The sequence below is a fragment of the Streptomyces sp. NPDC057654 genome (genome assembly GCF_042800135.1).
Lineage (GTDB): Bacteria > Actinomycetota > Actinomycetes > Streptomycetales > Streptomycetaceae > Streptomyces.
The window spans coordinates 3050-14689 of the sequence record NZ_JBHVHQ010000109.1 but is presented as its reverse complement, the minus strand read 5'-3'; the positions used below and the strand labels follow the sequence as shown (position 1 = coordinate 14689).

The window sequence follows — 11640 nt, the reverse complement described above, 5'->3', positions numbered from 1 at the left end:
GCCATCGAGGACGGCGACGAGCGGACCGTACCGGGGCGGATCTCCGCCGACGGCAGCCGCTGGCGGCCCACCGGCCCCGACGGGCTGCGGCTCGCCGCGAAATACACCGTGGACGCCGTCGCCCTCGACGCGCGCGGCCACCGCGCCGCCCGGCACACCGCCTTCACCACCTACGTGCCCGAGCACCGCTTCATCGGCTACTTCCAGCCCGAGCACCGTTCCACCGTCGGCACCGGCATGATCGTCTCCCTGGACTTCAACCGGCCCGTCACCGACCGGGCCGCCGTCGAACGCGCCGTCCGCGTCACCGCCGAGCCGCGCACCGAGGTCGCCGCCCACTGGTTCGGCTCCGGCCGCCTCGACTTCCGCCCGCGCGCGTACTGGAAGCCCGGCACCAGGGTCACCCTCGATCTGCGGCTGCGCGACGTGCACGGCGCGGCGCGCGCGTACGGGATCCAGCAGAAGAAGGTCGCCTTCACCATCGGCCGCTCCCAGGTCTCCACGGTGGACGCCGCCGCCCACACCATGACCGTCGTACGCGACGGCCGGCGGCTCGCGACGCTCCCCGTCACCGCGGGCGGACCGGGCAACGCCACGTACAACGGAAAGCTGGTGATCAGCGAGAAGTACGACGTGACGCGGATGAACGGCGAGACCGTCGGCTTCGGCGGCGAGTACGACATCGACGACGTGCCGCACGCGATGCGACTGACCCGGTCGGGCACGTTCCTGCACGGCAACTACTGGGCCCCCGCCGGGACGTTCGGCTCCGCCAACACCAGCCACGGCTGCGTGGGCCTCCGCGACGAGGAGGGCGGCAGCCCGGCCACGCCGGCCGGCTGGTTCTTCGGGAAGTCGCTGATCGGCGACGTGGTCGAGGTGGTCAACTCGCGGGACGGCAAGGTCGCTCCGGACAACGGGCTCAGCGGCTGGAACATGCCGTGGGAGCGGTGGCGGGCCGGTTCGGCGCTGCGCTGAGCCCCGCGGTCCGGCTTCCGGCGGCGCCTCGGCCGCCGGTCGGGGCCGCCGGAACGGACCGTACGATTCGCGCCGCCCGGCCGCGCCTCAGCACGCTCGTTCGCACGGCCCTTACCAGCGGCCCCACTTGGGACCGAACGGTGACATTCGAGGAAGGTGATCTGTCAGTGCCCTGTGGTTACCTATCGCCATGCGCGGTGTGGCGCGCTGTGGATACGCCGCGGGGCCGCGGGCCGTTCGAGGGGAGACGACCGCTTTGTTTGCGCATCCGGGATCGGGGAGGCGGCGGCAGGGCCTGTTGGCACTGCTGCTCGGGGCGTTGCTGCTGCTGGTGACCGCGTGCGGCGGGGGCGGCGGCTCGGACGACGGGAAGAAGGCGGGCGCGAAGCTCGGCGACAAGGCCGAGTCGCGGGCCGTGGTGACCATCACGCCCGAGGACGGCACGGCCGACGCCGCGACCAGCGGAGCCCTCAAAGTCACCGCCGACAAGGGCACGTTGAAGACCGTGAAGGTCGTCGACTCCAAAGGGAAGGAGGTCGACGGCAGGATAACCGCCGCCGGGACGGCCTGGACGCCGACCGGACACCTGGGCGCCGCCACCAAGTACACGGTGGACGTCGTCGCGCGGGACGAGGACGGCCGGGAGGCCGCCAAGCACTCGACCTTCACCACCCTCACGCCGAAGAACACCTTCGTCGGCCACTACACCCCGGAGAACGGCTCGACGGTCGGCGTCGGCATGCCGGTCTCCATCAAGTTCAGCCGCGGCATCACCGACCCGAAGGCCGTCGAGTCGGCGATCAAGGTGACCGCCGAGCCGTCCGTGCCGGTCAAGAGCCACTGGTTCGGGAACGACCGGATCGACTTCCGCCCGGAGAAGTACTGGGCGGCGGGGACCAAGGTCACGCTGTCGTTCGACTTCAACGGTATCGAGGGCCGCCCCGGCGTGTACGGCACGCAGACGCGGACCGTGAAGTTCACCGTCGGCCGCTCCCAGGTCTCCACGGTGGACGCGAGCTCCAAGGAGATGACCGTCAAGCGCGACGGCAAGGTCGTCAAGACCATCCCGATCACCTCCGGCAGCCCCTCCAACCCCACGTACAACGGCCAGATGGTGATCAGCGAGAAGTACGACGTGACGCGGATGAACGGCGAGACGGTCGGCTTCGGCGGTGAGTACGACATCAAGGACGTGCCGCACGCGATGCGGCTGTCCAACTCGGGCACGTTCATCCACGGCAACTACTGGTCGGGCGCCGGCACCTTCGGCTCGGTCAACGCCAGCCACGGCTGCGTGGGCCTCTTCGACCAGCGCGGCGGCGGCGACCCGTCCACGCCGGGCGCCTGGTTCTACAAGAGCTCGATGGTCGGCGACGTCGTGATCGTGAAGAACTCCAAGGACCGGACGATCCAGCCGGACAACGGCCTCAACGGCTGGAACATGTCGTGGGCCGACTGGACCCGGCGCTGAGGCGAAGGGACAAGGGGCAAGGGAGTGGCGGATGGTGGCGGTGCGGCCCCTGCGGCCGGCGGCTGTGGCCTGTGACCGAACGCACCGGCGCGGAGGCTGTTAACGGCAGCTAACCTGCTGCCATGACTGTGCATCTTGAGGCCGCCGACGGCGTCGGCACCATCCGCCTGGACCGCCCGCCGATGAACGCGCTGGACTCCGCCACCCAGGACCGGCTGCGCGAGCTGGCCGAGGAGGCGACGCGGCGCGAGGACGTGCGCGCCGTGGTGATCTGGGGCGGGGAGAAGGTGTTCGCGGCCGGCGCGGACATCAAGGAGATGCGGGACATGGACCACGCGGCGATGGTGGCCCGCGCCCGTGACCTCCAGGGCGCGTTCACCGCCGTCGCCCGCATCCCCAAGCCCGTCGTCGCGGCCGTCACCGGGTACGCGCTCGGCGGCGGCTGCGAGCTGGCGCTCTGCGCGGACTTCCGGATCGCCGCCGAGAACGCCAAGCTCGGCCAGCCCGAGATCCTGCTCGGCCTGATCCCCGGCGCGGGCGGCACCCAGCGCCTCGCCCGGCTCGTCGGCCCGTCCAAGGCCAAGGACCTGATCTTCACCGGCCGCCAGGTGCGCGCGGACGAGGCGCTGACGATCGGGCTCGTCGACCGGGTCGTACCGGCCGAGGAGGTGTACGGGCAGGCGCACGCGTGGGCCGCCCGGCTCGCCGCGGGGCCCGCCATCGCGCTGCGCGCGGCCAAGGAGTCCGTCGACGCGGGGCTGGAGACCGACATCGACACGGGGCTGGCCATCGAGCGCGGCTGGTTCGCGGGTCTGTTCGCGACCGAGGACCGGGAGACCGGGATGCGGAGCTTCGTCGAGGACGGGCCCGGCAAGGCCAAGTTCCGCTGACCGCCCGTGAGTTATGGGCGGCGCCCGGCGGGCCGTGCTCCTTGCGGGGGAATTATCCCGGGCTCCGGCCAGCCTAATTTTTCCCGCCCGCAGACGTTTGGTGATCTTCCCTATGCGAAAGGTCACCGCAGGTCAGCGGGGTGGTTCGGGAGATTAACTGCCGTTGGCATATGTCGGGAGGGTTGCGCGGAACGGCGGATTCCGGCCGCATGAATCCCTCCGTTCCACCCCGGAGGGGCATTTTGGCGGCCATGATGGTGCCATGGCGGGCTTGGAGGAAATGGGGCAGCCGCAGCCGCGAGCCGCTACGGCCGGGGCGCGGTGGACGCCGGCCGTCGACGAGGATCCGGCGGCCAAGGTGTTCGAGCTGTACGGGGACCCGACGGCCCGAGAGGTGCGGTTGTCCTCGCGTCCCGAGTCCGCCGCCTGCGCCCGCCGGCTGACCCAGTGCGTGGTGCTGCGCAAGTGGGGGATGTCCCCCCAACTCTCCGAGTACGCCGTCCTGTTGGTGTCCGAACTCGTCGGCAACGCGGTCCGGCACACGGGCGCCCGCTCCTTCGGGCTGCGGATGCACCGGCGGCGCGGCTGGATACGGATCGAGGTCTGCGACCCTTCTCGGGGGCTGCCCTGCCTGATGCCGGTGCAAGAGCTGGACATCAGCGGTCGCGGCCTCTTTCTGGTGGACAAGCTCTCGGACCGCTGGGGGGTGGACCTGCTGCCGCGCGGCAAGACGACCTGGTTCGAGATGCGCGCCGCCGACCGCTGACCTCTGCCGCCTGTCGCCTGGCCCCTGGCCGTCGCGTTCCGGGGGGGCGAAAACGCAGAGGCCCCCATCCGTCGTCATGCGACAGCGCGGGGGCCTCTGCGTGTCGCCGCGGACGAAAGGGGTGTTGTCCACGGCGTTGTGGTCGACCTTGCCCGGGTCAATGGGGGTCGTGAGACCGACTATGGCAGACGGTGCGCTGTCCCGCTAATAGGCCATAGACGTAAAATAGCCCGCCAAAGCGGACAAAGCGAAAGTGAATCAAAGGTGACGTGTGACACGAGCCTTGCAAACAATGGGTGAATGGATATGTAGCCAAGGGAATCGGGTTCCGGTATTCGAGGGTGTGGAGCGCCCGTCGACGGACACGCCGTCGGCCGGAATGTCCGTGTCCAATTCCCCTGCGCGTCACCGGAATTACCTCCTGTAACCGGGGTGGGGGAAACGCCGCGCGCCGTGCGGTTCTTGGCGTGGAGTCGTTGAAACCTCAGCATGGAGGCGCGCCAGCGAGTGGCATGTACCTGCCTGTATCAGCAGCTACGTCAGCAGCTATGGACTCGGGAGAACGCATGGCAGAACACGAGCACCACAGACCCGGCCTGTCCCGCAGACACCTTCTGCGCGGTTCGACCCTCATCGGCGCCGCCGCCGTCGGCCTCACCGCGGCCGCCCGCATGACCGGCCACAGCGCGAGCGCCGCGCCGCAGCTTGACCCGGCCTATCCGCCGCTCCACTGGATCCCGGCCAGCCCCGCCAATTACACGGTCTCCGACCGCCCCACCGCGTACCCGGTCGACTTCGTCGTCGTCCACGTCACGCAGGCGACGTTCCCCAAGACGATGAAGATCTTCAAGGACCCGTCCTCGAAGGTCTCCGCGCACTACGCGGTCGCCTCGGCGGACGGGTACATCGGCCAGTTCGTACGCGAGAAGGACGTCGCCTGGCACGCCGGGAACTGGAACTACAACACCCGCAGCATCGGCATCGAGCACGAGGGCTGGGTCGACAAGCCGGAGTACTTCACGGACGCCCTGTACCGCGCCTCGGCGGCGCTCACCGCGGCCATCTGCGACCGGTACGCCATCCCCAAGACCCGCGGCCACATCATCGGCCATGTCGAAGTGCCCGGCACGGACCACACCGACCCCGGCCGGTACTGGGACTGGACCCGGTATATGAGGCTCGTCAACGCGGCCTGAGCCGTACGGCGCGGCCCGGAGCTACCGCCGATCCGCGGCGGGGGCGCGGGTCAGCGCCAGCCCCGGCGCTGCGCGCTGGCCCGCCGCCGGCGGTCGTTGCACAGCAGGCAGCGGCCCCACCCCGGCGGCAGCGGGTCGTTCTTGTCACCGAACAACGGGTCCACCGCCCCGCGCGGATGCTCCGAGCAGCCCGTGGCGCCGCCGCCCGTCCCGAGGGAGCTCGCGGCGGCGAGCGCCCGGCGCAGGGCGTCGACGAGCTGGTCGGCCTCGTGCGCCGCGGGTGCGGATTCGATCGAGAAGGCGATGTCCGAGGCGGTGCTGAGCGCGCTCTGGAGTTCGCGCAGGTCTGCGTAACTCATGCTCCGGAGCGTACGCGCCACCACTGACAACGCCCTATCCGCCGACCGCGGCAGCGCCCGTGGCCTGCGATCCGGCGGGCGCGGGGACGAGCCGGAAGGCGTCGCCGTCGCGCCGTACGAGCCCGGCGGTCGGCGGCGGGAAGTGGCTGCCGAGCAGCAGCGTCCCCGTGCCGGCCAGCTCCGCCAGCAGCCGGGTCCGGGTCCGGGCAGCCTGCTCGGCGTCGATGTCGACGCTGCTGCACAGGTCCGGGTGGGCGAGCTGCACCGGGTGGTGCACGCAGTCCCCGGTGATGACCGCGGAGTGCCCGCCGCCGCGCAGGGTGACCGAGATCTGGCCGGGCGTGTGCCCCGGCGTGGGCAGCAGGGTGATGCCGGGGACGACCTCCGTGCCGCCCTCGGCCACGTCCACGAGGTCCAGCAGCCCCGCCTCGCGCACCGGGGCGACGGAGTCCTGGAGCATCTGGCGGCGGCTCTCCTCCATGTCGACGCGCGACCAGTAGTCGTACTCGGTGCGGGAGGTGAGGTAGCGGGCGTTGGGGAAGGTGGGGCGCCAGGAGCCGTCGGCGGCGCGGCGGGTGTTCCAGCCGACGTGGTCGGCGTGCAGGTGGGTGAGGATCACGTAGTCGACCGTCTCGGGGGCGAAGCCCGCGGCGGTGAGCCGGTCGAGGTAGGGCGTGTCGAGGTCGTGCCAGGCGGGGTTGGCGCGCGTCTTGTGGTTGCCGATGCCGGTGTCGATCAGTACGCGCAGGCCGCCGATCTCCACGGCGAAGGTGTGTACGGCGAGGCGCAGCCCGCCGTCCTCGCCCGCGAACTCCGGTGTCAGCCACGGCGTTTGGGCCGCGACCTCGGGCGTCGCGGCGGGCAGTAGCCAGGGGCCGGTCTCCGGGGGGAGGGCGATCTCGTCGATGCGGTGGACGGTGATGCCGTCGCCTACGTGCCAGCGGGTCATGGGGGCCTCTCCGCTCTTAAAGCTCAGTGTTTGCGTTAGTCGACTGTGACGTCTAACGTCTCTAAAAGTCAAGAAAGAGCTTTTAGGAAGGACGGGCCGCCGCATGCCCGCTACTCACGACTCCCGCACTCACGACATCCGCACTCACGACACCCCTGCTCACGACACTCACGACCTGTCCACGGACGACCTCGCGCTGCTCGCCGGCCGCGCCGGGCTGCCGCTCCCCGCCGACCGGCTGCCCGTCCTCACGGCGACCGTCAACGGCATCCACCAGGTCGTCAGCGTCCTGCGCGCCATCCCCCTCGGCGACACGGCCCCCGCCTTCCCGCCGGCCCCGGCCCCCACCCCGGCCGCGTAACCACTACCGGCCCCCGCCCCGGCCGCGTAACCAACCCGCGTAACCAACCGCCCCCGCCGCCCCCGCTGAGGAGCACCGCCATGACGACCACCACCCAGCCCTTCCAGCTCACCCTCACCGAGGCCGCCCGCGCCATCGCCGACAAGTCCCTCTCCCCGGTCGAGCTCACCGACTCCGTGCTGAGCCGCATCTCCGCCGTCGAGCCGGAGATCAGCGCGTACGCGACCGTCACCGCCGACGCCGCCCGTGCCGCCGCCCGCGAAGCCGAGCGCGAGATAGCCGCCGGGCGCGGCCGCGGCCCGCTGCACGGCATCCCCGTCGGCGTGAAGGACCTGATCGACACCGCGGGCGTCGCCACCGCCGCGGGCTCCCGTGTACGGGCCGGCCGCGTGCCCGACACGGACGCCGCCGTCATGGCGCGGCTCCGCGCCGCCGGCGCGGTCCTCGTAGGCAAGACCCACACCCACGAGTTCGCCTACGGGACCATCACGCCCCAGACCCGCAACCCCTGGTCGACCGGCCATGTGCCCGGCGGGTCCAGCGGCGGCTCGGCCGCGGCCGTCGCCGCAGGGGCGGCCACCTTCGCGCTCGGCACCGACACCGGCGGCTCGATCCGCATCCCCGCCGCCCTCACCGGCGTCGTCGGCCTCAAGCCGACCTTCGGCCTGGTGTCCCGGCAGGGCGTCGCCCCGCTCTCCTGGTCCCTCGACCACGTCGGCCCGATCACCCGCTCGGTCCGCGACACCGCCACCGTCCTCGCCGCGCTCGCCGGCCCCGACGACCCGCGGGAAACGGCCGCCCCGTACGGCGATGGCCAGCAGCCGCAGGACTACGGGCGCGACCTCGGCCGGGACCTGCGAGGGCTGCGCGTGGGCGTCCCCGTCAACTTCTTCTTCGACCGCGTCCAGCCCGAGGTCGAGGAGGCCGTCCGGCACGCCATCGACGCCCTCACCGCACTCGGCGCGACCGCCGTGCCCGTACAGATCCCCATGGCCGAGTACGTCCACGCCGCCCAGTGGGGCCTGCTCGTGCCCGAGGCCACGGCATACCACCAGGAGACCCTGCGCGCGGTCCCGGAGCTGTACTCCGAGGACGTACGGCTGCTGCTCGAAGCCGGGGAGTTCATGCCCGCGACCGACTACATCCGGGCCCAGCGCGCCCGCACCCTGATGCGCGACGGCTGGCACGAGCTGCTGGCGGACGTCGATGTCGTCGCCGCGCCCACGGTCACCTCGACCGCCGCGCGCGCCGACGAGCCGATGCTCCACTGGGCCGACGGCAGCGAGGAGCCGGTCTCCGAGAGCTACGTACGCCTCTCCGCCCCCGCCAACCTCACGGGTCTCCCGTCCCTCTCCGTCCCTGTCGGCCGCGACGCGCAGGGCCTGCCCATCGGCATGCAGCTCATCGGCAGGCCGCTGGAGGAGGCGACCCTGATCCGGGTCGGCGGCGCGTACGAGCAGGCGCACCGCCCGGCCCCGGAGCTGGCGCTCCTCTAACCCTTGCGGGGGCCGGCGCGGCGGGACATCAGGTCGTCCACCAGCTCACGCGCGTACTCGGCCGTCAGCGGGCGGCTCGGGCGGAACAGGATGCGGTACATCATCGGCGACACCAGATGATCCATCGCGTACTCCAGCTCCGGCGCCGCCTCGCCGCGCTCGGCGGCCCGGCCGAAGACCACCGCGAGCTGCTGCGCCGCGTACGCCGAGCACTGCCCGGCATTGCCGCCGTCCGGGTCGCCGATCAGGGCGTCCCGGATATAGGCGCGTCCGGGCGGGGACGCCATCTCGTCCAGGAACAGCTCCGCCCATGCGTGGAGATCGTCCCGCAGCGACCCCAGGTCCTCCGGCGGGCCCTCCGGCCGCAGCCGCTCGACCGCCACATCGGACAGCAGCTCGCCGATGTCGCCCCACCGCCGGTACACCGTCGAGGGCGTGACGCCCGCGCGGGCCGCCACCATCGGCACGCTCAGCCCGTCCCGCCCCTGCTCCTCGACCAGCTCCCGGACTGCCCGGTGGACCGACTCCTGCACGCGTGCGCTCCGGCCTCCGGGGCGCACGGTTCCTCTCGCGCTCATCCGCCTACCGTAGCGCGGGCCCGTTCGAACCGGTCGCGGCCACGGGAGAGTTCGACGACCGGGGCTGGATAGCCGGCCGGGGCCCCGTCGTCGTGCTCCGCCAGTCGCCACGGCTCATGGATGTACCGGTCCGGGACCTCCGCGAGCTCCGGCACCCAGCGGCGTACGTACGTACCGCGCGGGTCGAAGCGCTTGCCCTGCACCACGGGGTTGAGCACCCGGTTCGGCCGGGTGTCGGTGCCGGTGCCCGCCACCCACTGCCAGTTGAGCTGGTTGTTGGCGATGTCCCCGTCCACCAGGAGGTCCAGGAAGTGCCGGGCGCCCACCCGCCAGTCCGTGTACAGCGTCTTGGTCAGAAAGCTCGCGGCGAGCATCCGGCCCCGGTTGTGCATCCACCCCTCGTGGAGGAGCTGCCGCATCGCCGCGTCCACCAGCGGAAAGCCCGTACACCCCGTGCGCCAGGCATCGATCTCCCCGGCGTCCTCGCGCCACCGGTCGCCGCGCGGCCGGTAGTCGGCCGCGGACGTCTCGGGCCGGGCCGCGAGCACCTGGTGGTGGAAGTCCCGCCAGGCGATCTGCCGTACGAACGCCTCGGCGCCGGGCCCCGACGTCCGCCGCGCCCGCTGCACCGCCTCGGCCGCCGACACCGCGCCGAAGTGCAGATACGGGGAGAGACGGGAGGTGGCGTCGCCCGCCAGGTCGTCGTGGCCCTTCTCGTACCGGGCCAGACCGCCGGAACACCACGCCCGCAGCCGCCGCCGGGCCTCCGTCTCGCCGCCCTCGGCCAGCCCCTCCGAGACCCCGGTGACCTTCGCACGGGACGGCAGTGGCTCGCTCGCCACCTCATCGGGCACGCGCACCGTGCGCGGCGCGCCGACGGCGGCTCGTACGCCCTCCTGGCTCCAGCGCCGGAAGTACGGCGTGAACACGGCGTAGTGATCGCGGTCCGAGGGCGTCAGCCGGCCGGGCGCGATGGCCGTCACCACCGCGTCGTGCACCACCAGCTCGCAGCCCGTCCCCTCCAGCGCGGCCCGCAGCCGCTCCTCGCGCCGCAGCGCGTAGCGGCTCACCCCGGCCGCGATGTGCAGCCGTCGCGCTCCCGCGGACGTCGCGACGGAACACGCCCGGTCCACCACGTCGCCGCGGCGGAGCACCAGACGGCCGCCGCGCGAGCGGAGCGAGGCGTCGAGATCGGCGAGGCAGTCGGCGAGGAACGCGCGGCGGTTCGGTGCGTCGAACCCGGCCTCGTGCACCCCGTCGTCCGCCACGAACAGCGGGACGACCTCGTCGGACTCGCGCAGCGCGGCGCGCAGCACCGGGTTGTCGTGCACGCGCAGGTCGGAGGTGAACAGCACCACGGAAACACTCACGCGAGCGGACTCCTTACAGGGGAAAGGGAGATTGCCGGAATTGCGCGGCTCGTGGCTCGCAGATGCTCCCATAGGACGGGCCGGGGGAGGGTGAGGCGAGGCGGGCGCGGTCAAGGGGCCTCCGCGCCGGCGGACTCGGCGGCGCGGGCGATGTTGCGGGCCATGCCGCCGAAGACCAGGGCGTGGAACGGCGCCACGCTCCACCAGTAGGCATGGCCGAGCAGCCCCCGCGGGTGGAAGAGCGCCCGCTGCCGGTAGCGGGTCCGCCCCGCGTCGTCCTCGTCCGCGTACATTTCCAGCCACGCCAGCCCCGGCAGCCGCATCTCGGCGCGCAGCCGCAGCAGCCGTCCGCGCTCGATCTCCTCGACGCGCCAGAAGTCCAGCGAGTCCCCGACCCGCAGCCGCTGGGCGTCCCGCCGCCCGCGCCGCAGCCCCACTCCGCCGACCAGCCGGTCGAGCCAGCCCCGTACGGCCCAGGCGGGCGGGAAGGAGTGCCAGCCGTTGTCGCCGCCGATGCTCTCGATGACCCGCCACAGCTGGTCGCCGCGGGCGGCGACGGTACGTTCGCGCCGGTCGGTGTAGAGGCTGCCGCCGGCCCAGCTGGGGTCCGTGGGCAGCGGATCGCTGGGCGCGCCGGGCACGGACGCCGACGACCAGCGGGTGCTGACCTGCGCGTCCCGCACCCGCTGGAGCGCCAGGGACAGTGCCTCGTCGAAGGTGAGGGGCGCGCCGGGCGGGTCGGGCACGCACCGCGTGATGTCGTGCTCGGCGCACACCACCTCATAGCGAAGGGACTCCGCGAGCGGCCGGGCGATGGACCGGGGCACGGGCGTGACCAGGCCGACCCAGTGGCTGGACAGCCCCGGCGAGAGCATCGGCACGGGCACGATGAGACGGTCCGGCAGCCCGGCCACGGACGCGTACCGGCGCATCATCTCCCGGTAGGTCAGCACGTCGGGGCCGCCGATGTCGAAGGAGCGGGCGACGTCGTCGGGCATGGCGGCGCTGCCGACGAGGTAGCGCAGGGCGTCCCGGACGGCGATCGGCTGGATACGGGTCCGCACCCAGCTCGGGGTGACCATCACCGGCAGCCGCTCGGTGAGGTAGCGCAGCATCTCGAAGGAGGCCGAGCCGGAGCCGATGATGACGGCGGCGCGCAGGACGGTGGTCGGCACGCCGGAGCCGAGGAGGATGCGGCCGACTTCGGCGCGCGAGCGCAGGTGGGG

At 72.4% G+C, this 11640-nt stretch carries 12 protein-coding genes; 7 read left to right on the top strand and 5 right to left on the bottom strand.

Translation table 11 applies throughout. The features are described 5' to 3' along the window. The 5 genes from ACFU99_RS11795 to ACFU99_RS11775 all read left to right on the top strand — a co-directional run. Nucleotides 1-978 (top strand): Ig-like domain-containing protein (locus ACFU99_RS11795; RefSeq protein ID WP_384389440.1); only part of this gene is annotated, 978 nt, incomplete at its 5' end. A gap of 304 nt (nt 979-1282) precedes the next feature. Then, nucleotides 1283-2449 carry an Ig-like domain-containing protein gene (locus tag ACFU99_RS11790; RefSeq protein WP_384389442.1) on the top strand — a complete coding sequence of 389 codons (1167 nt, stop codon included), beginning with the start codon at nt 1283-1285 and terminating at the stop codon, nt 2447-2449. A gap of 122 nt (nt 2450-2571) precedes the next feature. Next, a complete protein-coding gene (locus tag ACFU99_RS11785; protein ID WP_384389438.1) occupies nt 2572-3339 on the top strand; it encodes an enoyl-CoA hydratase/isomerase family protein in 768 nt (255 codons plus the stop codon). A gap of 262 nt (nt 3340-3601) precedes the next feature. Beyond that, nucleotides 3602-4105: an ATP-binding protein gene (locus ACFU99_RS11780; protein WP_384389435.1), complete on the top strand. Its 504-nt coding sequence runs from the start codon at nt 3602-3604 to the stop codon at nt 4103-4105. Nucleotides 4106-4671: 566 nt separating this feature from the next. Next, nucleotides 4672-5301: an N-acetylmuramoyl-L-alanine amidase gene (locus tag ACFU99_RS11775; RefSeq protein WP_384389433.1), complete on the top strand. Its 630-nt coding sequence runs from the start codon at nt 4672-4674 to the stop codon at nt 5299-5301. Nucleotides 5302-5351: 50 nt separating this feature from the next. Here ACFU99_RS11775 and ACFU99_RS11770 read toward each other — a convergent pair whose 3' ends face one another. Together ACFU99_RS11770 and ACFU99_RS11765 are read right to left on the bottom strand one after the other, a co-directional pair. Continuing rightward, nucleotides 5352-5660 carry a hypothetical protein gene (locus tag ACFU99_RS11770; RefSeq protein WP_363228951.1) on the bottom strand — a complete coding sequence of 103 codons (309 nt, stop codon included), beginning with the start codon at nt 5658-5660 and terminating at the stop codon, nt 5352-5354. A 34-nt stretch (nt 5661-5694) separates the two neighbouring features. Then, the gene (locus tag ACFU99_RS11765; RefSeq protein ID WP_384389430.1) at nt 5695-6609 is read right to left on the bottom strand and encodes an MBL fold metallo-hydrolase; all 915 of its coding nucleotides are present in this window, start codon (nt 6607-6609) and stop codon (nt 5695-5697) included. Nucleotides 6610-6712: 103 nt separating this feature from the next. Between ACFU99_RS11765 and ACFU99_RS11760 the strand changes: the two genes are divergently transcribed. Both ACFU99_RS11760 and ACFU99_RS11755 read left to right on the top strand, forming a co-directional pair. Beyond that, nucleotides 6713-6970, top strand: coding sequence for a hypothetical protein (locus ACFU99_RS11760; protein ID WP_384389427.1), 258 nt, complete (start codon nt 6713-6715; stop codon nt 6968-6970). An 80-nt stretch (nt 6971-7050) separates the two neighbouring features. Beyond that, a complete protein-coding gene (locus tag ACFU99_RS11755) occupies nt 7051-8466 on the top strand; it encodes an amidase (RefSeq protein ID WP_384389424.1) in 1416 nt (471 codons plus the stop codon). On the opposite strand, the gene ACFU99_RS11750 is transcribed toward ACFU99_RS11755, so the two are convergent. The 3 genes from ACFU99_RS11750 to ACFU99_RS11740 form a co-directional block, all read right to left on the bottom strand. Beyond that, the gene (locus ACFU99_RS11750; protein WP_384389421.1) at nt 8463-9044 is read right to left on the bottom strand and encodes a TetR/AcrR family transcriptional regulator; all 582 of its coding nucleotides are present in this window, start codon (nt 9042-9044) and stop codon (nt 8463-8465) included. The two genes, ACFU99_RS11755 and ACFU99_RS11750, sit on opposite strands and share 4 nt — an antisense overlap. Then, the gene (locus ACFU99_RS11745) at nt 9041-10414 is read right to left on the bottom strand and encodes a cryptochrome/photolyase family protein (protein ID WP_384389418.1); all 1374 of its coding nucleotides are present in this window, start codon (nt 10412-10414) and stop codon (nt 9041-9043) included. Before ACFU99_RS11745 ends, ACFU99_RS11750 begins: the two co-directional genes overlap by 4 nt. 110 nt (nt 10415-10524) lie before the next feature. Continuing rightward, nucleotides 10525-11640, bottom strand: a 1116-nt coding sequence (locus ACFU99_RS11740; protein WP_384389415.1) for an SDR family oxidoreductase, incomplete at its 5' end; no start/stop codon positions are given.

Excerpts from the sequence above, each read along its gene's own strand:
- ACFU99_RS11785 (WP_384389438.1), top strand. The coding sequence starts at position 2,572 with ATGACTGTGCATCTTGAGGCCGCCGACGGCGTCGGCACCATCCGCCTG.
- ACFU99_RS11780 (WP_384389435.1), top strand. The coding sequence starts at position 3,602 with ATGGCGGGCTTGGAGGAAATGGGGCAGCCGCAGCCGCGAGCCGCTACG.
- ACFU99_RS11775 (WP_384389433.1), top strand. The coding sequence starts at position 4,672 with ATGGCAGAACACGAGCACCACAGACCCGGCCTGTCCCGCAGACACCTT.
- ACFU99_RS11770 (WP_363228951.1), bottom strand. The coding sequence starts at position 5,660 with ATGAGTTACGCAGACCTGCGCGAACTCCAGAGCGCGCTCAGCACCGCC.
- ACFU99_RS11765 (WP_384389430.1), bottom strand. The coding sequence starts at position 6,609 with ATGACCCGCTGGCACGTAGGCGACGGCATCACCGTCCACCGCATCGAC.
- ACFU99_RS11760 (WP_384389427.1), top strand. The coding sequence starts at position 6,713 with ATGCCCGCTACTCACGACTCCCGCACTCACGACATCCGCACTCACGAC.
- ACFU99_RS11755 (WP_384389424.1), top strand. The coding sequence starts at position 7,051 with ATGACGACCACCACCCAGCCCTTCCAGCTCACCCTCACCGAGGCCGCC.
- ACFU99_RS11750 (WP_384389421.1), bottom strand. The coding sequence starts at position 9,044 with ATGAGCGCGAGAGGAACCGTGCGCCCCGGAGGCCGGAGCGCACGCGTG.